This is a genomic window from Polaribacter dokdonensis, from assembly GCF_024362345.1.
Taxonomy (GTDB): domain Bacteria; phylum Bacteroidota; class Bacteroidia; order Flavobacteriales; family Flavobacteriaceae; genus Polaribacter; species Polaribacter dokdonensis.
Window position 1 is genome coordinate 2154664 of sequence record NZ_CP101505.1, and the last position, 23974, is coordinate 2178637.

Sequence of the window (23974 nt, forward strand, 5' to 3'; positions counted from 1 at the left end):
TTAATAAAATCTGATTTTTGATAACCTAGAATCTCTGTAATTAGAAGGCGTTACACCATACCTTTCTTTAAAGGTCTTAGAAAGATAACTATTGCTTTTTATACCTAACTCGTGTGCAATTTCTGCCATAGATAATTTAGTTGTTTCCAGCAAAATACGAGCTTGATTTAATCTTTTATTTCTTGTAAAATCGTTTACAGAGCATTTGTAGTAGCTTTGAAAAAGTTTTTGCAATTTACTTTCGGAAATAAAATTACGCCTAGCAATTTCTTCTATGGTTGGTAAATTATTTAAATTCTTTTCTATAAAAGAAGATATTTCTAAAACAGTATCTACCTCTTCAGAAGCCAAGTCAGCCTCACAATCTTCGCATTTTCTTCCTAAATATTGCTCTAAGGTGTTTGACAATAAAGTGTAGGTAATACCTTCTTTAAATAAAGAACCAATAAAGCCCTTTTTTTTGTTTTTGGTTATTTTTTTAATTTGATCAAATTCATCAGCTCCAAATGGATAGGTATAAAAAAACGGATTAATCGCTTTTACATCTCTTAGAAGCTCATTCAAATCATCACCTAAATCAAACTTAAAGCTCTCTAATTTATGTTCAAATAAATTTCGATTTAGTTCAATGCTAAAAAAGTGAATATTTTTTTCTTTCGGAATTTTAAAGGTGTGTACTTTCTCTATTGAACTACCTATAATCGCTCCACTATATTTATTTATACCTTCGAATTCACCTTCGTTTTCAAATCTATGGTAAAAAGTATCGCCTAAATTAAAAACAAATTTCAATGGATTTACCTTATGCTTTTGCATTTTTATGATGAAGTCTTCACTCAAATTATAATCAGTATCTATAATTCCTAAACCAGATGCAAACTGAGTTGCTTCTATATATCCAGAACCAAATTCCTCAGGTACTATAACTTTTGTAGTATTGTGTTCTTCTGCATATAGAGCATGCATGCTCTTTGCCATTTCTTTAACAATATCTTCTACAAAAAGATCTTCAACAACTATTTTCTGAGTCATTATATGATGTCTAAATTATAATGCAATATACGTTTTTCAATATACTTATAAAGAGGCAGTAGTTTTAAAAAAACAGCTAGAATGTACTTTTACTTTTCATGATTTCAATATATTTGAACATCTTAAAATAATCCTCCCTATGAATGATTTTGAATTGTATTTTAAAATGGGTCTTACCCATGTTTTAGACTTTAGTGCTTACGATCATATTTTGTTTCTAATTGTTTTGGCTGTAGTCTTTAACTTTAGACAATGGCAAAAAGTTTTGTGGTTAGTTACTTTATTTACAATAGGGCATTCAATTACTTTAGCATTATCAGCCTATAAAATAGTGCAGTTTCCAATAGATATCATAGAGTTTTTAATACCATTAACTATATTTATAACAGGCTTTATTAATGTAGTTTTCACTAAAAACACTGGTGCTAAAAACGGTTCGTTAAATTTAATTTTCGCTTTATTTTTTGGGCTTATTCATGGTTTAGGTTTCTCTAATTATTTTAAAATGATGATTGGCCAAGAAGAAGACAAACTAATGCCACTTTTAGAATTTGCTTTAGGTATAGAAGCTGCTCAAATTATTATAGTTTTAGGTATTTTAATTATAGGTGCAATTTTTCAAGGCCTTTTTAAAGTTTCTAAAAGAGATTGGGTTATGGTAACTTCTTCTATTGTAATTGGTTTTGCTATTCAAATGATGATTGATAGAGTTTTTTGGTAGCCTAAAAATTGTCTTATAATTAACGTTCAGTTTCTGTAAATCTCATTATTTTCGTGATATGACAGAAAAGAAACAATTAAAGTATGATAAAGCCTATTTAAGAATGGCTTTAGAGTGGGGTAAACTGTCTCATTGCAAACGCAAACAAGTGGGTGCATTAATTGTGAAAGATAGAATGATAATTTCAGATGGGTTTAATGGAACACCTACTGGTTTTGATAATTGTTGTGAAGATGAAAATGGAGTTACAAAATGGGAAGTACTTCATGCAGAAGCTAATGCTATTTTAAAAGTAGCGTCTTCAACTCAATCAGCAAAAAACTCGACTTTATATATTACATTATCACCTTGTACACAATGCAGTAAACTAATTCATCAAGCAGGAATTAAAAGAGTTGTATATGCAAATGCTTATAAAGATCCTTCAGGATTAGATTTTCTTAAAAAGGCTGGTGTTTCACTAACATATTTGCCTTATGAATAAGAATAATTTACCATTATATTTTGCAATTGCCTTAGTTCTAGGAATACTAATTGGTGTATTTTTTGGAGGTGATGCCAAAGATTTATTCTCATTTTCTGAAGGTAATAAGCAAGAGCAGAAAATAAAAAAGCTTATCAATTTTATAGAGAAAGACTATGTAGATGATGTAAATACAGACGATTTATTAGATGGTGCTATTACTCAAATGTTGGGTAAATTAGATCCACACTCAGTGTATATTCCAAAAGAAAATTTACAAGCAGTTACTGAAAGTATGCAAGGTAATTTTGTGGGTATAGGTGTTCAGTTTAGAATGATAAAAGATTCAATAACTGTAATTCAACCAATAAAAGGAGGCCCAAGTATAAAAGCAGGTATAAAGGCTGGTGATCGTATTTTAATGGCAAATACAGATACTTTGTATGGTAAAGGCTTTAGAAATGGCTCTGTACCAAAATATTTAAAAGGTAAACCAAATACAGATGTTACCTTACAAGTATACAGAAAAAGTAATGATTCACTTTTTAATGTAGATATAACCAGAGGTAAAGTAAATATTAAAAGTGTTGATTTAGCCTATATGATAAACGATTCTGTAGGCTATATAAAATTAGATCGTTTTGCAAGAAACACCTATTCAGAATTTAAAACGTCTCTTAATATGCTAAAAGAAAATGGCATGACAGATCTTGTATTAGATCTAAGAGGAAATGGAGGTGGTTTTATAGAAATTGCAAACAGAATTATTGACGAGTTTTTAGAAAGTGATAAACTAATGGTCTTTACCAAAGACAACAAAGAGCGCATTGAAAATTTCTATGCAACATCTATGGGTTCTTTCGAAGATGGAGGTTTGTATGTCTTAATAGATGAAAACTCAGCATCAGCATCAGAAATTGTAGCAGGTGCTTTGCAAGATAATGACAAAGGTACCATTATTGGAAGACGATCTTTTGGTAAAGGTTTAGTGCAAATAGAAATGGATTTAGGAGATGGCTCTGCAGTTCGTTTAACTACAGCAAGATATTTTACACCAACAGGAAGATCCATTCAAAAACCATATTCAGGTAATGGTAATAAAAATTACTATAAAGATTATCAGCAACGAATTTTAAGTGGAGAGTTACTAAGTAAAGACAGCATTAAAGTAGTAGATTCTTTGCAATATAAAACGCCAAAAGGCAAGCTTGTTTATGGAGGTGGAGGTATTATACCAGATGTTTTTGTAGCTATTGATACTACATCTATGATGACTAATTTCTATTTTAATACCATCAATAATTTTGCTTTTGATTATGTAGATGAGAATAGAAAAGAATTGAATGATTGGACAATTGATACTTTTGTAACTGAATTCGATTCAAATAATGAAGTTTACGAAAATTATTTGGCCTCTATAAAAGACAAAGTAACACCATCTTTTAGAACAGAAAAAACCATTAAACCATACCTAAAAGCCTCTATAGCCAATGTTCTTTTTGGTGATGTAGGGTTTTATAGAATTATGCACAAAGATGATCAAATGTTGCAAAAGGTATTAGAGTTGGAAAGTAAAAAGGAATAGCTTTTCTTTGTAAGAATGATTTCTATTACAACATCAACAAATAAAAAAGTTTACTTTGCTTCAGACCAACATTTAGGAGCACCTACAGCTGCTTTAAGTTTGCCTCGCGAAAAGAAATTTGTTTCATGGCTAACTGAAATAAAAGATAGTGCAGAAGCTATTTTTTTGATGGGAGATTTATTCGACTTTTGGTTCGAATATAAAACTGTAGTTCCTAAAGGTTTTGTGCGTGTTTTAGGCAAATTAGCCGAAATTTCAGATGCTGGTATTCCCATTTATTTCTTTGTTGGTAATCATGATTTATGGATGAAAAACTACTTTAAAGAGGAATTAAACATTACAGTTTATCACCAACCTCAAGAGTTTTTAATTGATAATAAAAAGTTTCTCATAGGGCATGGAGATGGTTTAGGGCCTGGAGATAAAGGCTATAAGCGCATGAAAAAAGTATTTACTTTTCCTTTATTTAAATGGATGTTTCAATGGCTTCACCCAGATTTAGGTGTTAGACTTGGGCAATACATGTCTGTTAAAAATAAAATGATTTCTGGAGATGAAGATGCAAAGTTTTTAGGAGAAGATGAAGAGTGGTTAGTGCAATATTGCAAAAGAAAATTAACTCAAAATCATTATGATTATTTTGTTTTTGGGCATAGGCACTTACCTTTAGAAATAAAATTACAAGAAAACAGCAAATACATAAATCTTGGAGATTGGATACAATATTTTACATTTGGTGAGTTCAATTCAGCTACATTTCGTTTAGAAAAATTTAACTGAAAGCCCTATCATTACTAATAAATTGGCCAAAATCTTTAACCTTGTTTTAACAGATAAATTTTGTTAAAATTGTAGCTTTGTTTTTCTGAAAAAATTAATAATCAATTCGTATACTATAATGGACGTAGATGTTAGAGCAATTAACGAGAAAATAGAAAGAGAAAGTGCTTTCATAGACATACTTACTTTAGAAATGAATAAAGTAATTGTGGGTCAAAAACAAATGATAGAAAGTTTGTTAATTGGTTTGTTAGGTAATGGTCATATTCTTTTAGAAGGTGTGCCTGGTTTAGCAAAGACTTTAGCTATTAACACTCTTTCTAAGGCTGTACAAGGTTCTTTTAGTAGAGTTCAGTTTACGCCAGATTTATTGCCTGCAGATGTTGTAGGTACTATGATTTATAATATGAAAGAGAATGATTTCTCTATCAAGAAAGGACCAATCTTTGCAAACTTTGTATTGGCAGATGAAATTAACAGAGCACCAGCAAAAGTGCAATCTGCTTTGTTAGAAGCAATGCAAGAACGCCAAATTACTATTGGAGATACTACTTTTAAATTAGATGAACCATTTTTAGTAATGGCAACTCAAAACCCTGTAGAACAAGAAGGTACTTACCCTTTACCAGAAGCGCAAGTAGATAGATTTATGCTTAAGGTAGTTATAGATTATCCAAAAATTCAGGATGAGCAAGTTATAATGCGTCAAAATTTAAGTGGTGGTTTTGCATCAGTTAATCCAGTAATATCAGTAGACCAAATTAATAAAGCAAGAGAAGTTGTGAATGAGGTTTATATGGATGAGAAAATCGAAAAATACATTCTAGACATCATTTTTGCAACACGTTATCCAGAAAAATACAACTTACCTAATTTAAAAGATTTAATCAGTTTTGGAGCTTCACCTAGGGGTAGTATCAATTTAGCAAAAGCAGCTAAATGTTACGCTTTTATTAAAAGAAGAGGTTATGTAATTCCAGAAGATGTTAGAGCTGTAGTTGGCGATGTTTTACGTCATAGAATTGGTATTACTTATGAAGCTGAAGCAGAAAATGTAACTTCAGTAGAAATTATCAATCAAATTATAAACGAAGTAGAAGTACCTTAGAATTAGCTCTTAGCATTTAGCAATTAGCCAACAGCAAAACGCAAAAAGCCAACAGCTTACAACAATGGATACAAAAGATATACTTAAGAAAGTTCGTAAAATAGAAATTAAGACAAAACGTTTGTCTAATGATATTTTTGGAGGTGAATACCATTCATCTTTTAAAGGGCGAGGTATGACTTTTTCTGAAGTACGTCAATACCAATTTGGAGACGATGTTAGAACCATAGACTGGAATGTTACAGCACGTTACAATGAGCCTTATGTTAAGGTTTTTGAAGAAGAACGTGAATTAACAATGTTACTAATGGTAGACGTATCTGGATCAGAATTTTTTGGTACAACAAATCAATTTAAAAAAGATACCATTACAGAAATTGCTGCAACTTTAGCTTTTTCTGCAACTCAGAATAATGATAAAGTTGGGCTAGTTTTATTTTCTGAAGATATAGAACTTTACATTCCACCTAAAAAAGGAAAAAGCCATGTTCTAAGAATTATTAGAGAATTAATTGAGTTTAAGCCTAAAAGTAAAAAAACTAATATTTCTGTAGCCCTAAAGTTTTTATCTAGCGTTTTGAAAAAGAGAGCGATTGTTTTTATGCTGTCTGATTTTATGGACGATGATTATGAAAAAACAGCAAAAATTGCTGCTAAAAAACACGATTTAACAGGTATTAGAGTGTATGATAAACATGATGAGGAAATTCCTAATTTAGGAATGGTACCCATGTTAGATTCAGAAACTGGAGCTATACAATATGTAAACACATCCTCTAGAACAACTAGAAACAATTACAAAGCAAACGCTTTACGATTAACAGATTATTATACCAATACTTTTCAAAGAAGTGGAGCAGGTACAATAAATACTAGAGTTGATGAGAGTTATGTAAAAAAATTACTAGGATATTTTAAACATAAAGGAAGATAATTAGCAAAATGAGAAAACACATTTTATATATTTTTTTATGGATATCTGCTGTTGGTTTTTCGCAAACCTCTATGGTTAGAGCAGATATAGAAATCTCTAATATTAGGATTGGTGAGCAGTTTAGCTATAAAATTGTAATCAATGAAACCGAAAATGTAATTTTACCAAAATTAGAATTACAAGGATTAGAAGTCATCGATTCTGCAAAAATTGATACCATTAACAACAAGTTAATTCAGAAATACATTTTAACAGGTTTTGATAGTGGAGCATATTACATTCCACAACAACAAGTTTTCATTAAAAATCAAGCCTATTTAACAGATTCTTTACTAATTAATGTTGCTACAGTCGCCATAGATACAACTCAAGTAAAGAAATATCCTATAAAATCGATCAAAAAAGAACCACTTGTTTTCGATGATTTTAAAATCTATATCTACCTCTTAATAGCAGCATTACTAATAATTGGCTTTTGGATATACTGGTTTGTTATTAGAAAAAGAAAAACAGAAGAGGAAGAAGCAACTTATAGAGCATTACCTCCTTATGAAGAGGCTATGTACAAATTAAATGAGCTCGATGAAAAATTATTGTGGCAGAACAATAAAACAAAACAATATTATAGTGAGCTTACAGAAATTATTCGTGGTTATATAGAGCGTGAATTAAAAGTTCCTGCTTTAGAAAAAACATCAGATGAAATCATTGAAACTTTAAAAGATTTTCATGATGTAAAAACCATTAGAACATCACAAGCAACTATTCAAAAATTAAAAGAATTGTTCCAAGAAGCAGATTTAGTAAAGTTTGCAAAATCTAAACCTTTAGCTTTAGAAATAGAGGAAGATAGAAAAGATGCAGAAGCTATTGTTGGCGACTTAAAACCTAAAATTATTAGCAAAGATGATGAACTGGAGTAATTTTGAGTTTCTAAATCCTGAATTTTTCTGGTTGCTAATTTTAATTCCATTATTAGCAATTTGGTACTTTTTTGTACGCAAAAAAGATGCAGCAGTTTTAACTGTACCAAGTACTAAAGGTTTTAAAACTAAAACTTCTTTTTTAGCAAAGTTAAAACCAGTTTTATACGTTTTAAGATTATTAGCTTTAGCAGCTATAATTGTAGCACTAGCAAGACCCAGAAAAGTTTCTGTAAGTAAAAGAACAAAAACAAATAGAGGTATAGATATTGTTATGGCTATTGATGTTTCTGCAAGTATGTTAGCCAGAGATTTAAAACCAAACAGGCTAGAAGCACTTAAAAAAGTAGCTGTAGATTTTGTAGACAGAAGACCAAATGATAGAATTGGTATTGTAGTTTATGCAGGTGAAAGCTTTACACAAACACCAATTACTAGTGATAAAACTATCGTAAAAAGAACCATAAATCGTTTACAATGGGGTCAGTTAGAAGGTGGTACAGCAATTGGTATGGGTTTAGGTTCTGGTGTAAATAGACTAAAGGATAGTAAAGCCAAAAGCAAGGTTATTATTTTACTAACAGATGGTGTAAATAACGCTGGTAATATAGACCCAACAACTGCAACAGAATTAGCAAAAGAGCTAGGTATTAAAGTGTATACAATTGGTATTGGTACAAATGGTATGGCTGATTTTCCTTGGAGCAAAGATCCAAGAACAGGTATGCTAAACTTTAGAAAGCAACAAGTGCAAATAGATGAAGATTTATTAAAAGAAATAGCAGCAGAAACACAAGGAAAATATTTTAGAGCTACAGACAACACATCATTAAAAGAAATTTATGATGAAATTGATGCGTTAGAAAAAACAAAGATTGAAGAATTCAAATACTATAACTATCAAGAAATGTATAGAGATTTGGTATTCTTAGCTTTGGGCTTATTGCTATTAGAATTTTTATTAAGAAACACATTATTTAAGAGTTTTATATAAATGTACAGATTAGAAGAGCCAATTTATTTTTATGCATTAGCAATCATACCAGTTATGATTGTAATTTACTTATTGGTTTTATGGTGGAAAAAAAGAACTCAACGTAAATTTTCTAATCCAGAATTATTAGAGAAAATTGCACCAAATTCATCAGTATTTAAATCAACATTAAAGTTGATTATGTTGTTATTAGGTATTTCTTTCTTAATAATTTCTTTGGTAAACCCTAAAATGGGGTCTAAACTAAAAACGGTAAAAAGAGAAGGAGTAGATGTTGTTTTCGCATTAGATGTTTCTAAAAGTATGTTAGCAGAAGACATAGCACCAAACAGATTAGAAAAGGCAAAACAAATTATTTCAAAAATTATTGATAAATTAGGCTCAGATAGAGTTGGGGTTATTATTTATGCAGGTAATTCTTATCCACTTTTACCAATAACTACAGATCATGCAGCTGCAAATATGTTTTTACAGAATGCAACTCCAGATATGGTTTCTAGCCAAGGAACAGCAATTAACGAAGCTTTAGAGTTGGCAAAAACATATTATAATAATGATGAGCAAACCAATCGTTTCTTAGTTATTATTTCAGATGGAGAAGATCATCAAGAAGAAACAAAACAAGTGGCACAAAATTTGTCTAATGATGGTGTAAAGATCTATACCATTGGTGTTGGTACAGAAAAAGGAGGGCCAATTCCTATGCGTTTAAATGGTGCAATGATTGGCTATAAGAAAGACAATCAAGGAGAAACTGTAATTACCAAATTAACTCCAGATGTTTTAGAAGATATTGCAGATGCAGGTAGTGGAAGATATGTAAATGGTAATGTTACAGAAACACCTGTAAATATAATTTCTGAAGTTATTGCTAATGCTCAGAAAAACGAATTTGAAACCAAACAATTCTCTGATTATAAAGATCAGTTTCAATGGTTTTTAGGAGCAGGAATTCTATTTTTACTATTAGACATTTTCTTATTTGATAAGAAAACTAAATGGCTTAAAAGAGTAGATTTATTTAATGAAGAAAAGGTTAAAAATAAATAATATGAAAACGTATTTAAAAATATCAATTCTCTTTTTGATGCTGTTTTCTATCAAAGAAATCTCAGCTCAAAAAGACTCAACAGCTTTGCAACGTAAAGCAAGAAGTATGGTTAGGCAAGGAAATGAACTATATCAAAATAAACAATATACAGATGCTTCTGTAGCTTACAAAAAAGCATTAAGCAATAGTTCTTTTTACGACAAAGCAAGTTACAATTTAGGTAATGCCTTATATAAAAATAAAAACTTTAAAGAGGCTCTACCTCAATATGAATTAACTGCAAAAACTGCAGAAGATAAGTTAACGAAAGCACAAGCATATCATAATATTGGTAATGCACACATGGAAACCAAAAATTATCAAGGTGCAGTAGATGCTTATAAAAACTCGTTAAGAAATAATCCTACAGATGATGAAACTCGTTATAATTTAGCTGTTGCTCAGAAATTATTAGACAAAGAAAATCAGCAAAATAAAGACGATCAAAACAAGGATAACAAAGACAAGAAAGACCAAAAAGACCAAGATAAGGATAACAAAGACGATCAAAACAAAGATCAAGATAAGGACAAGAAAGAAGGTGATGATAAGGACAAGAAAGATGATAAAGATGGTGAAGGAGACAAAGACAAAGACAAAAATCAAGATCCTAAAAAAGACGATAAAAAAGATCAAAACAAAAAGCCTAAACCTCAACAAGGAAAAATGTCTCCTCAGCAAATTAAGCAGTTGCTAGAAAGCTTAAATAATGAGGAAAAGAAAACGCAAAAGAAAATGAATGCGAAAAAGGCTAAAGGCAAAAAGACAAAACAAGAAAAAGATTGGTAGAAACAGCAATTTAGAAAGACGATGAAGTTGAGATTTTACATATCAGTATTTATAACCTTATGCACACTATCTATTTCTGCGCAAAAAGCAGAATTAAGTGTTGCTGTGAGTAAAAATAAGTTAGGTTTAAATCAGCGTTTACGAATTGAATATTCAATCAACAAACAAGGTGCAGATAATTTTAAAGCACCAGATTTTACAGGTTTTGAGGTTATTCAAGGTCCAAGTCAGTCTGTTAGTCAATCTTGGATTAATGGTAAAGTAAGTTTCACTCAATCTTATTCTTATATTCTAAAACCAAAAAGAAGAGGAGAACTTATAATACAACCTGCCAATATTAAAATTAATGGTAGAACAATAGATTCTAAGATGATGAAAATCATTGTAACAGCACCTATTGCAACTCCAGACAATCCTAATGACCCAGATTATATAGCAGAACAAAATATACATTTAGTAGCAGAAATCTCTAAATCTAGACCTTATGTTGGTGAAGGTATTTATGTTGAATACAGATTATATGTTAGCGAAAACGTAAGTGTTTATGACACTTCTGTAACAGAAGCTCCACAGTATAATGGTTTTTGGAATCAAGAAATTAAAATAAATGGTTTCCCAGTTAAAATGGGAAAATATAATGGAGAAAACTACAGGTATATTGTATTACAAAAAGCATTTTTAATACCCACAAAAACAGGTAAACTAACTATAGATCCTATGAAAATGGATATTGTAATTGGTGTACCAACAGGAAGAGCAGATTTTTTTGGTAATGTAATTACTAAGAATATTAAGAAAGACTTCTCTTCAGTTAAGAAAGTAATTCAACCCAAAAGCCTTCCTTTAGAAGGTAAGCCAGATAATTTTACAGGTGCTGTTGGGCAATTTAATTTTGATGTTAGCTTAAGTAAAGATATTTTAAAAGCGAATGAATCATCAGAAATAAAAGTAGCAGTAAATGGTAGAGGAAACTTAAAATTATTTGAGTTGCCAGCTGTAAAAACGCCTAAGGAATTAGAAACATATCAACCAGAAAGAAAAGAAAGTGTTAGAATAACTAGTAATGGGTTATCTGGTTCTTTTTCAGACACGTATACTGTTGTTCCTCAATACAAAGGAAAATATAAATTACCAGATATTTCGTTCTCATATTTTGATCCTAAAACAGAAAAATACAATACCATAAATACAGATGATTTATATGTAGATGTTTTAGAAGGTAAAGAACTAATTACAACTACAGATAATACAAGTCCTCAACAGAAAAATGTAGTTTCTTCTGGAAAAAGTTTTAGATACATACAAACTAAAACTGATTTAGAGGTTAAAGATGATAGCGATTTCTACCAATCTTATTTATTCTATATTCTTTTAATTTTACCATTATTATTCATTCCATTAGCTATTATAATTGGTAAAAACAATGAAAAGAGAAGAAGTGATGTTGTTGGTTTACGTTTAAGAAAAGCAGAAAAATTAGCAAAAAAATACTTGTCTGCAGCTCAAAAGCAATTGGGTAAAAAAGAAGCTTTTTATGAAGCTTTAGAACGTGCTCTACATAATTACTTAAAAGCGAAATTAGGTGTTGAAACTAGCGATATTAGTAAAGAAAACATCACCCAAATTTTACAGAAAAGAGACATTAATGATGCTACTATAAAACAATTTATAGACGTTTTAAAAGCATCTGATTTTGCAAGATACACGCCTGTTACAGATACAGAAATGAAACAAGAGTATGAGAGAGCTAAACAAGTAATCGTTGAATTAGATAAACAGTTATAAGATGAAGAAAATCCTATTTTTATTACTGCTAGTTGCTCAGGTATTTTATGCTCAAGATGAGCAAAAGATTTTTAATTCTGCTAATGAAATGTATAAACAGCAGAACTATGAAAAGGCTATTGAATTTTACAAAACTTTAGAACATTATAACTTAATTTCATCTGAATTATTTTATAATTTAGGTAATGCACATTATAAATTGAATCAGGTAGGTCCTGCAATTTTTTATTACGAAAAGGCATTACAAATTGATCCTGATAATGACGATGTAAAAAACAATTTAGTTTTTGCTAAAAGGTTGGCTTTAGATACTATAGAGGAATTACCAAAAACGTTCTTTCAAAAAATAAACATAAATTATATCCAAAAACTTTCATATAATGAATGGGCAATAGTAATTGTTTCTTTTGCAATTTTAGGTAGTATTTTATTTCTACTTTTTTATTTTTCTAATAGACCAGGTACAAAAAGATTCTTTTTTGTTATCAGTATGCTCAGTTACTTGTTTTTAATTATAACCTTCTTTATTACATTTAATCAATATTCTTTAGCAAATAACAACAAAATTGCTATTGTTTTTGCAGAAGAAACAGAGGTGATGAATGCACCAACCTTAAATTCAGAAGAGCTATTTACCTTACATGAAGGTACTAAGGTTACTGTTTTAGATAGAGTAGATAACTGGAAAAAAATTAAGTTAGCAGATGGTAAAATTGGCTGGATTATAGCTAACGAAATTAAAGAATTAGACGAAATATAATTTTTTAATTTTACTTAAAAATATCTTTTTCTTTTTATATTGCATTGTTTCCTCATAAGAGGAAATAGAATCAATCAATCAAAAACTTCTTTCGTTTTCGTAAATCGAAAAGAGGTCAATTAATAAAAAGTAAAATTTATGTTTAAGCATTTAAAGAATGACTTACCTGCAAGTGTTGTAGTATTTTTTGTAGCACTACCTCTTTGTTTGGGTATAGCATTAGCAAGTGGAGCGCCTTTATTTTCTGGTTTAATAGCTGGTATTGTAGGTGGTATTGTTGTTGGTGCATTATCTGGTTCTAAAATTGGTGTTAGTGGGCCTGCTGCAGGTTTAGCAGCAATTGTTTTAACTGCTATTGGTACTTTAGGAGGTTATGAAAACTTCTTAGTAGCTGTAGTTATTGGAGGTGTAATTCAGTTAATTTTCGGAGTTTTAAAAGCTGGTATTATTGGTTACTATTTTCCATCATCTGTAATTAAAGGAATGTTAACAGGTATTGGAATTATTATTATTCTAAAGCAAATACCACACTTTTTTGGGTATGATGCAGATCCTGAAGGAGATTTTGCTTTCTTTCAAGTAGATGGAGAAAATACATTTTCAGAGATTTTTAAATCTATAAATAATATAAGTTTAGGCTCTACCATTGTTGGTATTGTTGGTCTTGGAATTTTAATTTTATGGAGTAATGTCTTATCTAAAAAAGGAAAGATTTTTCAATTAATTCAAGGGCCATTAGTAGCTGTAGTTTTTGGTATTGTATATTATATACTTACAGATTCTACCTCTAAATACGGTATTAGTTCAGAGCATTTGGTAAGTGTTCCAGTTCCTGATAGTTTCGATTCATTTTTAGGCCAATTTAGCTTTCCTAATTTTGCAGCAATTACAAACCCTCAAATTTGGGTGGTTGGTTTTACAATTGCATTAGTAGCAAGTTTAGAAACACTTTTATGTGTAGAGGCTACAGATAAATTAGATCCGCATAAAAATGTAACACCAACAAATAGAGAGTTATTAGCTCAAGGTACAGGTAATATTTTATCTGGTTTAATTGGTGGGTTACCAGTAACACAAGTAATTGTAAGAAGTTCTGCCAACATTCAATCTGGAGGTCGAACTAAATTATCAGCAATATTTCACGGTTTTTTATTATTAATTTCGGTAATCTTAATACCTACATTATTAAATAAAATTCCACTTTCTGTTTTAGCAGCAATCTTATTAATTGTTGGTTATAAGTTAGCAAAACCAGCATTATTTAAAAAAATGTGGGATTTAGGTTGGAAACAATTTATTCCATTTACAGTAACTGTTGTTGGTATTGTATTTACAGATTTACTTGTAGGTATTGCTTTAGGTTTAGCTGTTGGTATTGTTATTATCCTTATCAAAAGTTTCCAAAATTCGCACTTCTTACATATTGAAGATAAAAGTGATGGTAAAAACCGTATTAAAATGACTCTTGCTGAGCAAGTAACATTCTTCAATAAAGGAGCTATTTTAAATGAATTAGACAGGTTACCAGAAAACACTTATTTAGAGTTAGATGTTAGAAAAACCATTTATTTAGATAATGATATTATAGAAATTTTAGAAGACTTTGCTGTAAAAGCAAAAGAAAGACACATAGATATTAAAATAATTTCTGAGAGAGGAATTGTAGAAAACCCAGACAGTTTTATAGAGTTCTTTAAATTGGAAAAAAAATCATAAAATAGCATGAGAAATACAGCCATAAACAAACAAGTACAAGACAATTTAACTCCAGAAGATGTTTTAACAGATCTATTAGCAGGTAATGAACGTTTTGTCAATAATGAGTTAGAAGAGGTTTCGCATTTAGATTTAGTACAACAAACCACTACTGGTCAATACCCAAAGGCAGTTGTGCTTTCTTGTATAGATTCTAGAGTACCTGTAGAACAAGTTTTTGATCAAGCAATTGGTGATGTTTTTGTAGCCAGAGTTGCTGGTAATTTCGAAAACGAAGATATTTTAGGTAGTTTAGAGTACTCATGTGCTGTTGCTGGTAGTAAACTAGTTTTAGTATTGGGTCATGAAAGTTGTGGAGCAGTAAAAGCAGCTTGTGATGATGTAAAACTAGGTAACATTACACATTTATTAGCCAATATTATGCCAGCTGTAAAAAAATCGGCAAAGGAAATAGATGGAGATAACAGTTCTGCAAATCCAAAATTTGTAGCAAAAACTGTAGAAAATAATGTGCTTTTAACAATTGATAGAATTAGAGAGCGTAGCGAAATTTTAGCAGATTTAGAAAGCTCTGATGCTATTAAAATTGTAGGTGGAGTATACTCTTTACAAACAGGTAAAGTAACAATGTTGTAATAAAAACATTCAAAACTATATAAAAAGCTGAGTTTTAAAACTTGGCTTTTTTTGTGGCTGATATTTAAGCTTTAATAAACTTTAAAGAAGGATTCTCTTCATCCATAATTGCAGGAATCAAGGTTGGTACAATAGATTTAATAGGATAAAACATGACAGATTCATCTAACATTTCTTCATCAACAAAAGGAATGGTTTTATTAAACTTATCGAATAACAAAAAGATTACACTTAAAATTAAAGACCATTTTAAGGCTCCAAAAATGGCTCCAAGAATTTTGTTTAATAAACCCAAAGCAGTAATATCTGCTAACTTTGTAAGTAATTTTCCTACAAAAATAATGGCCAAAACAACTGCTAAAAAAGTAACAGCAAAAGCGACAATTTTATTGGTTTGATGAGACCATTCTAAAACAGAATCATTTAAAGCATATTCTATGTAGTAAGAATAGTGAATGGCACAAAAAACACCAGCAACTATAGCAACCAAAGATGCAATTGACGCAAAAAGACCAGTCATAAAACCTCTTACAGCAGCAAAAAGTAATATGACAATAATGATAATATCAATTACATTCATGGTTTATAATTTGTGTAAATCTACAGTATATTTTATCAAATTAAAAATGCACATTGTATCTTTACATTTTAATATCCAAAATGACAAAAGAGAATACTTTAAAAGAAAAATGGAGTCTTTTAGTAAGCAGACTATCTGAAGATTTTGCAGATGGAGATGAACTAAATGTAGATGGTATTATTTATTTAATAGGTGTTCAAGAATTAGGGCAAGGTCATAGAACGTTTAAAAAAGACGAAAAAATGAACTTAATGCACATTGCCATTTGCAAGTTATTAGAACCTTATGGATATTATGAGTTTGATTATTTTGATGATGATGGTTGGCCTCATTACAAAATACTAACTGATTTACCCAGCTTAAAACCAGGTGAACAAACTGTATTAATGAAAGAAGCTATTGTTACCTATTTTGAGGCTTTAGACTACTTTTAAAACTTAGGTTACACTCATTTTACGAATCATAACAGAGAAAACTTTAGGCACCCAACGTTTTACGTAAACACCCAACTTTTCTTTGGCTCCAGAAATATAAATTTCTTCTTTTTTCTGTTTGATAGCTTTAGCCATCAACTTTGCAAAACGATCTGGCTGAATACCATTGGCTGTTGCATTATCCATCTTATCTTGTGGAGAACCATCACCAGTTAAAGCGTTTTTAGAAATATTTGTATTTACAAAACCTGGGCAAACTAAGGTTACTGCTATATTATCATTAAAATGTTCTGCTCTTAAACTATCGTAAAAACCATGTAATGCATGTTTACTAGCTGCATAACTAGATCTTAAAGGTGTACCTATTTTACCAACAATACTCGTGGTTATTACAAACTGACCGTTTTTGTTGGCAATAAAATGTGGTAACAAAGCTTTAGCAAGAGCTATATTACCTAAGTAGTTAATATCCATAATTCGTTTATCAACCTGAATATCTGTATCTTTTACTAATGAACGCTGACTAATTCCTCCATTATTTACTAAAATATCTACTTTACCAAAGGCAGAAATTGCTTCTTTAGTAATAGTAGTTAAGTTTGTATAGTCTTCTAAATCTAATGGAATAACTTTAACTTTATTAGGTTCTGTGCAAGCGTTTTTAACCAACTCTAAATCTTGTTTTTTTCTAGAAGATAAAATTAATTGTGCACCTTGTTTTGCTAATTCTATGGCTAATGCTTTTCCTATTCCAGAAGAGGCTCCAGTTATCCAAATTGTTTTATCAGAAAAACTCATAAGTATTTATTTAACGTTACAATATACCTATTTAAAAAGAGAAATAGTATTTTTGGTATGCTTCTTGAAAAAAATTACACAAACGTAAACTAATTTATATGTTAAAGAAAATACTACCATTAGTTCTATTGGCAACTACTTTCATGTATGCTCAACACTCTGTAAAAGGTGTTATGAGTCCAAAATTAGAATCAGACTGGCTAATTTTATACAAATTAGAGGGCACAAAACAGGTATTTGTAAATAACACAAAAATTAAAACCGATAGTGCTTTAATTGGGGGAAAGCAGGAAGCAGTTGGAAGATTTGAATTTCAGTTACCAGCAACTGCAAAACCAGGTGTTTACAGAGCCACATATAGATTAGAAGGTGCAGGTTTTGTAGATTTTTATTACAATAATGAAGATGTTACTTTTATTTTTAATCCAGAATATCCACAAGAATCTATAGCTTTTTCAGATAGTGAAGAAAACAAACTGTATCGTAATTATTTAAGTGATATTTCTAAGGCACAGCAAAGTTTAGATAGTATTCAAGTTGCAGTTTTACAAGACCCAAGTTTAGACTTAGCAGATGCATATAAAAGTGCTTATAGCAATTTAAATAATGTACAAGCAAAGTACGATAAACTTGCAAAAAACAGGTACATAGCTCCAGTAATAAGTGCAAGCTTAAGAGTAAACTCACCCACAATTTTAAATTCGGTAGATGCTTATTTATCAAGTATAAAAGCAACCTTTTTTGATCGATTAGATTTCTCTAATAAAATATTAAGAAATTCTTCTTTTCTAACAAATAGAACTTTAGATTACATTTTCTATATTAATTATTCAGATGATTTAGCTGAGCAACAGAAGTTATATAAAAAGTCTGTTAATACTGTGCTTTCTAAAATTTCTGATAAAAGCTACAAGAGAGATATTATAGAGTTTTTGGTAGATCAATTTGAAGCCTCTAAAAACATAGAAATTATAGATTTCTTATTTAAAGAACATTATAGCAAATTACCTGTTGCTATACAAAATGCTAAGTTCAAAAAAGAAAAAGAGGCATTGTTTGCCACAGAAATTGGTAGGACTGCTCCAGATTTTTCTTGGACAGAGAATGGGAAAGGATTTAAACTTTCTACTCTAAATGATGCAAAGCATTATGTGTTGGTATTTTGGAGCACAAGTTGTTCTCATTGCTTAAGAGAAATTCCTCAATTGCACAGTTACATGAAACCGAAATCGAACATTAAAGTAGTTGCGTTTGCTTTAGAAAAAGAAGCTTTTGTTTGGGAAACATATAAAAAAGCAAACTTAAGTGGTTGGCACAATGTATTAGGCTTAAATAAATGGGAAAATAAGACAGCAAGAACTTATCAAATAAATGCAACACCAACTTATTTTATTTTAGACAAGAATAAAAAAATTGTTGCAAAACCAAATGATATTAATGATGTAAAGGCTTTTATAGAGAAACTTTAAAAATGTAGAAAAGCATCTTTAAGGTGTTCTATTTTAGTTTCTTTTTTATTGGTGATAATAGCAATTATATCAAAACGAACTTCAACATCTAAATCGTTATTATTAACATAAAAATCTATTGCAGAAGTTAGCAATTTTATTTTCTTCGGATTTACAAAGTCTTGAGGGTTTCCAAAATATGCAGAAGTTCTAGTTTTAACTTCTACAGCAACAAGAGTATCATCTTTTTGAGCAATGATATCTACTTCAGCTTTTAAATACCTGTAGTTCTTTTCAAGAATTGTATATTCATTATTGATTAAAAAATCGATGGCTAGTTGCTCTCCTTTTTTACCAAGTTCATTATGTTGTGCCATAATGTGAAATTACAAATTATTGACTATTTTTAGAAGATGAATTTTCCTTTTGGTTTTGGACAAAAAAGCTCATTACTTTTAATTTTCTTTTTTCATGGCATTGTATTTTCACTACTACTTTTAAGAAAAGGAATTTTATACAATAATAAAGCTAGTAAATGGCTTAGTTTCTTATTGTTTTTATGTGCTATGTACATTGCTCCATATATGTTAGGCTATGCTAATTGGTATGCAAATAAAGTTACTATAGAGATTTTATTTTTTATACCATTTATGCAGGTGTTATTAATAGGGCCAGTCATTTATTTCTACACCAAAAGTTTGTTGAATCCGTCTTTTAAAATTGATAAAAAAGACCGTTTACATTTTATACCAGCTTTACTTTATTTAGCATACAGTTTAGTTGTTTTTGTTACAGATAAACTTATTCTAGACGAATTTTACTTTTATTCAGATGGTAGAGATAAAGATTTAGCCAATTGGTATCAAACAGCAGGAGTAATATCTATGTCTTATTATCTAATATTAAGTTTAAAGCATTATTCAACTTATAAGAAGTTAGTTTTTGATAAAGTTAGTTTTGCAGATTCTATTTTATTTCAATGGATTCAAAATTTCCTTATCGCCTTTTTATCGATAATTATTTTAAGAGTTTTATTGTTTGTTTTAAATCCTGAATGGGGCGAATTTGGCAGTCAGTTTTGGCATTATATTGTATTTTCTTTTGTTGTGTTTTATATCTCTATAAATGGATATGCAAATGCAGTTAAAATGTCTTTCTTAAATGATGTTAATTCTAAAAACGTAAATGTATTTTCTGAATTAGAAATTGATGATAAACCAAAACAAGAAACACTAAACCAAAAAGAACTCGACCTTTGGAAAGAAAAAATTCTGCAACTAATTAAGGTTGATAAAATTTACGAAAATCCAAAACTCACACTTTCTGATGTTTCAAAACGCTTAGAAACAAACCCTAAAACAATTTCAAATAGTATCAATTCAGGATTTGAGATGAATTTTAATGACTTTATCAACCATTATAGAATTGAGGCTGTAAAAGAAAAATTAAAAAAAGGAGCACATAAAAAATCAACTTTATTAGGCATTGCTTTTGATTGCGGATTCAATAGTAAAGCGACTTTTAACAGAGCTTTCAAAAAAAGCACAGCAGAATCACCCAAAGACTATTTGCAAAAGTTATCATAGAATTGGGTATCAAATCAAGATTTGAAGCGCTTCAACTTGCATAATCTTACATCTTTGTATCAAATTAAAAGCACTCTCATGAAAATTTATATCTCGTTCGTATACCTATTTTTCTCAACTATCGCATTTACTCAAAATGCTCAAATTTCAAAAATAGATTCTATTGTAAATTCTAAGATTGGCAATAGTGATCCAGCATTATTTGTTGGTGTTGTTAAAGATGGTAAAATCATCTACCAAAAAGCAAAAGGTGTATTAAGCTTGCAACATAATGTAAAAGCAACTGTAAATTCGGTTTCTAATATTGCATCTACAGCTAAGCAATTTACAGCGCTAATGATTTTAAAATTATCTATAGAAGAGAAGTTAGATTTAGAAGACGATATCAGAAAATATTTACCTTCTTTTTATCCTAATGTAAAAGAGAAAATAAGAATTAGGCACTTGCTAAATCATACAAGTGGTATTAGAGATTTTTACGATTTAATGAGTATTCAGCAAAACCCTTGGTGGAGAAGAGAAGGCTTAGACAATAAAGATGCACTAGAGCTCTTAGAAAAACAAGAAGATTTAGGGTTTAAACCAGGTTCTAGATATATGTATAGCAATTCTGGCTATACAATTTTAACTAAGATTATTGAGGAGGCTTCAGGAGAAGAATTTCATAAATATTCTAAGAATTTCTTCGAAAATATGGGCATGAAAAGTACGCAATTTTTAGAGGATTACATGTACGTAATTCCTAATCAATCTTTGCCATATTCAGATTGGGGAGATGGAGTTTGGCAACAATACCCAATGATTACGAATTTATTTGGAGATGGATTTTTATTTACATCTATAAAAGATCAGATGGTTTTTGAACAAGCTGTACAGAATGCAAATTATAACAATAACAGATTGTTAATTGAAAGTCAGCAACCAATAAAAAATAGCGAAATTAAAACCTATGGTTTTGGTTTAGAGTTAGAAAACAGATTGTATAGAAAAGCTGTGCATCATTCAGGAGGTACAGGTTCTTATCACTCACAAATGGTGCGTTTTCCTGATGATAAATTAACCGTTTTTGTAATGAGTTCTAATAGTAAAATTTGGAGTGGCTATATAGCAGATGAAATTGCAAAGGAGTTTTTATCGCCTGCTAAAATTCAGAAAAAGTATGATGAAGAATTAAATGAAGCTTTAGCATTAACCTCTAATGAAATTGTTGGTCAATATAAATCTGAAGGAGAATATTTAATTAGAATTATAAAGAAGAACAACGCTTTATTTTGGCGAAATGGAAACAATAATCCTATTGAATTAATTAAAGAAACCAATACTATTTACAGAAAAAAAAGATCACCAAAGAACAAGGTTGGCTTTTTTGAAGATAAAATGATTTCTTTTTATGATAATGGAAAAACGTATAAGTATGAGAAAATTGCTTATGAAAAACCAACTTTAGCAGATTTAGAAAGTTATGAAGGTCATTACTTTAGTAGAGAGCTAGATGTAGAATTTGAACTGTTTTTAAACGACAAATACGAATTATATATTTCTAGAGATGAGTGGAAAAAAGATAGAAAAGTAGAAGTTCTAAATAGAAATGAACTTTTGGTAAATGACTATATTTTAAAAATTGAAAGAGACCAATTTAATAGAGTTACAGAAATTCTTTTAACCACAAATAGAGTTTTAAATAATAGGTTTATTAAGAAATCTAATTTAAAGTTTCAACCAAAAATTAAAACAGAAAATGGTTCAATAAATGTAACTACTATAGGCTCTAGAAAAGGCAATTCGTCTCAAATTTTACTTACCAAAAATTATGAGAATGGAAACGAAATATGGTCTCAGCAATTTGGTGGTAAAAGTTATGATAAAGCAAGTTCTATTTTAGCAACAGATGATGGCTACTTAATTATTGGATCTACCAGTTCTTATGGCAAAGGAAACTATGATATGTTTGTGATTAAAACAGATAAAAAGGGAAAGAAAGTGTGGCAAAATACATATGGAGGTTTCTATAATGAATATGGTTATTCAGCAGAAAAAACAAAAAATGGATATATAATTAAGGGAACCATTCAAAACTGCACCTCAAATTCAGATGTATTTAATAGAACTTGTACAACCAATGTTTGGTTTGTTACTATTGATAAAAAGGGAAAAGAGTTATCTAATAAAGTTTTAGAAGAAATAGAAATCTAATAAAAAGAAAAAATAGATGTTTCTTTAGTAATATTAATTTTTAAAGTTCTTCCAAAAATTAAGGCTCTATTATCTGCTTCATGACCTGCAGGAAAATTAAAAATTACGGGTATGTTTTTTGGAACAACATCTAAAATAAGTTGTTCTATAGAACTACCCCATTTTGTAGAGTTTTTCTTAATTAAAGACATGTCACCTATAACTACTGCACTTAAATTTTTAAAATAGCCAGCTCGTTTTAAGCTTTGTAACATTCTATCTATGGCATATTTATATTCCCCAATTTCTTCTATAAATAGAATTTTATTATCTGTATGCATTTGGCTTTTAGAACCTAACATAGAGGCTTGTATTGCTAAATTTCCACCAATCAATTCACCTTCCAAACTTGTTTTGCCTAAGGTTCTATTGTAGCTTGAGTTTTTAATGGAATAGGATATATCATCTCCAAAGAGAGCTGCTTTAAAACTAGTTATAGTTTTTTCAATTTCTTCAGGTTTTTGCTCAAGACTTGTTGCCATCATAGCATGTAAACTCTGTACACCTAGGTTATTAACATGATTGTGAAAGGCAGTTATATCAGAATAACCAATAATCCATTTAGGATTATTTTTAAAGTTGGTAAAATCTAATGCATCTAAAATTCTTACAGAACCATAACCACCTCTAGCAGCCCAAATTGCTTTAATACTATCATTATCTAAAGCATCTTGAAAATCTTTACAACGTTCATTATCAGTTCCTGCAAAATGATTGTTTTTATTGTAAATATTCTTTCCAATAACCACATGTAATCCCCAACTTTCAGCCAATTGTTTGGCTTTTAAAATAGTAGCTTGTCTATTTTTTAAAATACCTGCAGGAGCTACAATTGCAATAGTATCTCCAGCTTTTAGAAAAGGTGGAGTAATCATTTGTTCTTGAGCATGTGTAAACATACAGGTTATTAAAAGTAAAAAGATATAAATCCTATTCGTCATTTGCATAAATTTTGTGCCAACCCAAACCAAAAGTTAGGCCTAAACCAACATATGATCTTTTAGCAATATTTGCATGTAATTTAAAACCTATAGACCTACCAAAACTAGTAGGTTTACCAACAGGAATCAAACCATATAAAACTCTAAATCGTTTTTTTTTATTTTTAAACCAACTAATACCAGCTTCAATAGGAAAACCAACATAATCTATGGTTAAATTATCGTTCTCAAAACTTTTATCATAAGAAGCGTAAGAAATTCCTCCAGAAAAATGATACGAAAATCCATCTTCTATATATCTTTTTCCATATAACAGTGAGTATTCTGTCATGGTTTCACTTTCTATATTGATTGGAAATATTAAAAAGAATTCAATTTTTTTAATGTTGATGACTTGTAATGCTCTAAATGTGAATAGATCATTTTTTTTCTGATAATTTATAGAACCACCTACTGTAAACCCTTTAACAAATCCATTTGAGTAACCCAAGCTAAAATCACCAAAAACAATTGGATTTGGTTTTAGGCTTAAGCTATCTAAATTTTCTTGAGCTTTTAACGTTGAAAAAATCAACAAAAAGACAACAAGTAGTATTTGTTTTAACATTAAAAAGATTATTCGTTTATGCATTACCGTGT

At 29.8% G+C, this 23974-nt stretch carries 24 protein-coding genes; 18 read left to right on the forward strand and 6 right to left on the reverse strand.

The window, feature by feature from the left end; genetic code table 11:
* Positions 1–1032 carry a helix-turn-helix transcriptional regulator gene (locus LPB302_RS09565; RefSeq protein ID WP_053973759.1) on the reverse strand — a complete coding sequence of 344 codons (1032 nt, stop codon included), beginning with the start codon at positions 1030–1032 and terminating at the stop codon, positions 1–3.
* Positions 1033–1171: 139 nt separating this feature from the next.
* Between LPB302_RS09565 and LPB302_RS09570 the strand changes: the two genes are divergently transcribed.
* The 14 genes from LPB302_RS09570 to LPB302_RS09635 all read left to right on the forward strand — a co-directional run bounded on the left by LPB302_RS09570 (position 1172) and on the right by LPB302_RS09635 (position 15316).
* Complete coding sequence (locus tag LPB302_RS09570) at positions 1172–1753, forward strand: HupE/UreJ family protein (RefSeq protein ID WP_053973758.1); 582 nt, start codon at positions 1172–1174, stop codon at positions 1751–1753.
* Between the two features lie 58 nt (positions 1754–1811).
* A complete protein-coding gene (locus tag LPB302_RS09575) occupies positions 1812–2237 on the forward strand; it encodes a deoxycytidylate deaminase (RefSeq protein ID WP_053973757.1) in 426 nt (141 codons plus the stop codon).
* The gene (locus LPB302_RS09580) at positions 2230–3801 is read left to right on the forward strand and encodes a S41 family peptidase (protein ID WP_053973756.1); all 1572 of its coding nucleotides are present in this window, start codon (positions 2230–2232) and stop codon (positions 3799–3801) included. Before LPB302_RS09575 ends, LPB302_RS09580 begins: the two co-directional genes overlap by 8 nt.
* A gap of 15 nt (positions 3802–3816) precedes the next feature.
* Positions 3817–4581 carry a UDP-2,3-diacylglucosamine diphosphatase gene (locus LPB302_RS09585; RefSeq protein ID WP_053973755.1) on the forward strand — a complete coding sequence of 255 codons (765 nt, stop codon included), beginning with the start codon at positions 3817–3819 and terminating at the stop codon, positions 4579–4581.
* A 118-nt stretch (positions 4582–4699) separates the two neighbouring features.
* Complete coding sequence (locus LPB302_RS09590) at positions 4700–5689, forward strand: AAA family ATPase (protein ID WP_053973754.1); 990 nt, start codon at positions 4700–4702, stop codon at positions 5687–5689.
* Positions 5690–5753: 64 nt separating this feature from the next.
* Positions 5754–6623 (forward strand): DUF58 domain-containing protein, encoded by an 870-nt coding sequence (locus LPB302_RS09595; RefSeq protein ID WP_053973753.1) that lies wholly within the window; start codon positions 5754–5756, stop codon positions 6621–6623.
* 8 nt (positions 6624–6631) lie between these two features.
* Complete coding sequence (locus tag LPB302_RS09600) at positions 6632–7546, forward strand: BatD family protein (protein ID WP_053973752.1); 915 nt, start codon at positions 6632–6634, stop codon at positions 7544–7546.
* Positions 7533–8540, forward strand: coding sequence for a vWA domain-containing protein (locus tag LPB302_RS09605; protein WP_053975303.1), 1008 nt, complete (start codon positions 7533–7535; stop codon positions 8538–8540). The genes LPB302_RS09600 and LPB302_RS09605 overlap by 14 nt, the downstream gene beginning before the upstream one ends.
* The gene (locus tag LPB302_RS09610) at positions 8541–9590 is read left to right on the forward strand and encodes a vWA domain-containing protein (protein ID WP_074613510.1); all 1050 of its coding nucleotides are present in this window, start codon (positions 8541–8543) and stop codon (positions 9588–9590) included.
* 1 nt (position 9591) lies between these two features.
* Positions 9592–10419, forward strand: coding sequence for a tetratricopeptide repeat protein (locus tag LPB302_RS09615; RefSeq protein ID WP_053975301.1), 828 nt, complete (start codon positions 9592–9594; stop codon positions 10417–10419).
* A gap of 21 nt (positions 10420–10440) precedes the next feature.
* Positions 10441–12204 (forward strand): BatD family protein, encoded by a 1764-nt coding sequence (locus LPB302_RS09620; RefSeq protein ID WP_053973751.1) that lies wholly within the window; start codon positions 10441–10443, stop codon positions 12202–12204.
* Position 12205: 1 nt separating this feature from the next.
* Positions 12206–12964 carry a tetratricopeptide repeat protein gene (locus tag LPB302_RS09625; RefSeq protein WP_053973750.1) on the forward strand — a complete coding sequence of 253 codons (759 nt, stop codon included), beginning with the start codon at positions 12206–12208 and terminating at the stop codon, positions 12962–12964.
* Between the two features lie 138 nt (positions 12965–13102).
* The gene (locus tag LPB302_RS09630) at positions 13103–14680 is read left to right on the forward strand and encodes a SulP family inorganic anion transporter (RefSeq protein ID WP_053973749.1); all 1578 of its coding nucleotides are present in this window, start codon (positions 13103–13105) and stop codon (positions 14678–14680) included.
* A 6-nt stretch (positions 14681–14686) separates the two neighbouring features.
* Complete coding sequence (locus LPB302_RS09635; protein WP_053973748.1) at positions 14687–15316, forward strand: carbonic anhydrase family protein; 630 nt, start codon at positions 14687–14689, stop codon at positions 15314–15316.
* A gap of 64 nt (positions 15317–15380) precedes the next feature.
* On the opposite strand, the gene LPB302_RS09640 is transcribed toward LPB302_RS09635, so the two are convergent.
* Positions 15381–15896: a CvpA family protein gene (locus LPB302_RS09640; protein WP_053973747.1), complete on the reverse strand. Its 516-nt coding sequence runs from the start codon at positions 15894–15896 to the stop codon at positions 15381–15383.
* An 80-nt stretch (positions 15897–15976) separates the two neighbouring features.
* Here LPB302_RS09640 and LPB302_RS09645 point away from each other — a divergent pair, with 80 nt between their 5' ends.
* Positions 15977–16330, forward strand: a complete 354-nt coding sequence (locus tag LPB302_RS09645; protein WP_053973746.1) for a hypothetical protein — start codon at positions 15977–15979, stop codon at positions 16328–16330.
* A 3-nt stretch (positions 16331–16333) separates the two neighbouring features.
* On the opposite strand, the gene LPB302_RS09650 is transcribed toward LPB302_RS09645, so the two are convergent.
* Positions 16334–17128, reverse strand: a complete 795-nt coding sequence (locus LPB302_RS09650; RefSeq protein ID WP_053973745.1) for an SDR family oxidoreductase — start codon at positions 17126–17128, stop codon at positions 16334–16336.
* Positions 17129–17226: 98 nt separating this feature from the next.
* Between LPB302_RS09650 and LPB302_RS09655 the strand changes: the two genes are divergently transcribed.
* Positions 17227–18597 (forward strand): TlpA family protein disulfide reductase, encoded by a 1371-nt coding sequence (locus LPB302_RS09655; protein ID WP_053973744.1) that lies wholly within the window; start codon positions 17227–17229, stop codon positions 18595–18597.
* Here LPB302_RS09655 and LPB302_RS09660 read toward each other — a convergent pair.
* The gene (locus tag LPB302_RS09660; protein WP_053973743.1) at positions 18594–18953 is read right to left on the reverse strand and encodes a YraN family protein; all 360 of its coding nucleotides are present in this window, start codon (positions 18951–18953) and stop codon (positions 18594–18596) included. The genes LPB302_RS09655 and LPB302_RS09660 overlap by 4 nt on opposite strands.
* 36 nt (positions 18954–18989) lie before the next feature.
* On the opposite strand from LPB302_RS09660, the gene LPB302_RS09665 reads away from it, so the two are divergent.
* Entirely contained in the window at positions 18990–20162 is a 1173-nt protein-coding gene (locus LPB302_RS09665; protein ID WP_053973742.1) for a helix-turn-helix domain-containing protein, read from the forward strand.
* A gap of 78 nt (positions 20163–20240) precedes the next feature.
* Complete coding sequence (locus LPB302_RS09670; RefSeq protein ID WP_053973741.1) at positions 20241–22355, forward strand: serine hydrolase domain-containing protein; 2115 nt, start codon at positions 20241–20243, stop codon at positions 22353–22355.
* On the opposite strand, the gene LPB302_RS09675 is transcribed toward LPB302_RS09670, so the two are convergent.
* Positions 22352–23335: a S66 peptidase family protein gene (locus tag LPB302_RS09675; protein ID WP_176966465.1), complete on the reverse strand. Its 984-nt coding sequence runs from the start codon at positions 23333–23335 to the stop codon at positions 22352–22354. The genes LPB302_RS09670 and LPB302_RS09675 overlap by 4 nt on opposite strands.
* The gene (locus tag LPB302_RS09680; protein ID WP_053973739.1) at positions 23325–23942 is read right to left on the reverse strand and encodes a hypothetical protein; all 618 of its coding nucleotides are present in this window, start codon (positions 23940–23942) and stop codon (positions 23325–23327) included. The genes LPB302_RS09675 and LPB302_RS09680 overlap by 11 nt, the downstream gene beginning before the upstream one ends.
* Between the last annotated feature and the right edge of the window lie 32 nt (positions 23943–23974).

What these genes read in the sequence shown, in the direction of transcription:
- LPB302_RS09565 (WP_053973759.1), bottom strand. Translation starts at nt 1,032, where the DNA reads ATGACTCAGAAAATAGTTGTTGAAGATCTTTTTGTAGAAGATATTGTT.
- LPB302_RS09570 (WP_053973758.1), top strand. Translation starts at nt 1,172, where the DNA reads ATGAATGATTTTGAATTGTATTTTAAAATGGGTCTTACCCATGTTTTA.
- LPB302_RS09575 (WP_053973757.1), top strand. Translation starts at nt 1,812, where the DNA reads ATGACAGAAAAGAAACAATTAAAGTATGATAAAGCCTATTTAAGAATG.
- LPB302_RS09580 (WP_053973756.1), top strand. Translation starts at nt 2,230, where the DNA reads ATGAATAAGAATAATTTACCATTATATTTTGCAATTGCCTTAGTTCTA.
- LPB302_RS09585 (WP_053973755.1), top strand. Translation starts at nt 3,817, where the DNA reads ATGATTTCTATTACAACATCAACAAATAAAAAAGTTTACTTTGCTTCA.
- LPB302_RS09590 (WP_053973754.1), top strand. Translation starts at nt 4,700, where the DNA reads ATGGACGTAGATGTTAGAGCAATTAACGAGAAAATAGAAAGAGAAAGT.
- LPB302_RS09595 (WP_053973753.1), top strand. Translation starts at nt 5,754, where the DNA reads ATGGATACAAAAGATATACTTAAGAAAGTTCGTAAAATAGAAATTAAG.
- LPB302_RS09600 (WP_053973752.1), top strand. Translation starts at nt 6,632, where the DNA reads ATGAGAAAACACATTTTATATATTTTTTTATGGATATCTGCTGTTGGT.
- LPB302_RS09605 (WP_053975303.1), top strand. Translation starts at nt 7,533, where the DNA reads ATGAACTGGAGTAATTTTGAGTTTCTAAATCCTGAATTTTTCTGGTTG.
- LPB302_RS09610 (WP_074613510.1), top strand. Translation starts at nt 8,541, where the DNA reads ATGTACAGATTAGAAGAGCCAATTTATTTTTATGCATTAGCAATCATA.
- LPB302_RS09615 (WP_053975301.1), top strand. Translation starts at nt 9,592, where the DNA reads ATGAAAACGTATTTAAAAATATCAATTCTCTTTTTGATGCTGTTTTCT.
- LPB302_RS09620 (WP_053973751.1), top strand. Translation starts at nt 10,441, where the DNA reads ATGAAGTTGAGATTTTACATATCAGTATTTATAACCTTATGCACACTA.
- LPB302_RS09625 (WP_053973750.1), top strand. Translation starts at nt 12,206, where the DNA reads ATGAAGAAAATCCTATTTTTATTACTGCTAGTTGCTCAGGTATTTTAT.
- LPB302_RS09630 (WP_053973749.1), top strand. Translation starts at nt 13,103, where the DNA reads ATGTTTAAGCATTTAAAGAATGACTTACCTGCAAGTGTTGTAGTATTT.
- LPB302_RS09635 (WP_053973748.1), top strand. Translation starts at nt 14,687, where the DNA reads ATGAGAAATACAGCCATAAACAAACAAGTACAAGACAATTTAACTCCA.
- LPB302_RS09640 (WP_053973747.1), bottom strand. Translation starts at nt 15,896, where the DNA reads ATGAATGTAATTGATATTATCATTATTGTCATATTACTTTTTGCTGCT.
- LPB302_RS09645 (WP_053973746.1), top strand. Translation starts at nt 15,977, where the DNA reads ATGACAAAAGAGAATACTTTAAAAGAAAAATGGAGTCTTTTAGTAAGC.
- LPB302_RS09650 (WP_053973745.1), bottom strand. Translation starts at nt 17,128, where the DNA reads ATGAGTTTTTCTGATAAAACAATTTGGATAACTGGAGCCTCTTCTGGA.
- LPB302_RS09655 (WP_053973744.1), top strand. Translation starts at nt 17,227, where the DNA reads ATGTTAAAGAAAATACTACCATTAGTTCTATTGGCAACTACTTTCATG.
- LPB302_RS09660 (WP_053973743.1), bottom strand. Translation starts at nt 18,953, where the DNA reads ATGGCACAACATAATGAACTTGGTAAAAAAGGAGAGCAACTAGCCATC.
- LPB302_RS09665 (WP_053973742.1), top strand. Translation starts at nt 18,990, where the DNA reads ATGAATTTTCCTTTTGGTTTTGGACAAAAAAGCTCATTACTTTTAATT.
- LPB302_RS09670 (WP_053973741.1), top strand. Translation starts at nt 20,241, where the DNA reads ATGAAAATTTATATCTCGTTCGTATACCTATTTTTCTCAACTATCGCA.
- LPB302_RS09675 (WP_176966465.1), bottom strand. Translation starts at nt 23,335, where the DNA reads ATGACGAATAGGATTTATATCTTTTTACTTTTAATAACCTGTATGTTT.
- LPB302_RS09680 (WP_053973739.1), bottom strand. Translation starts at nt 23,942, where the DNA reads ATGTTAAAACAAATACTACTTGTTGTCTTTTTGTTGATTTTTTCAACG.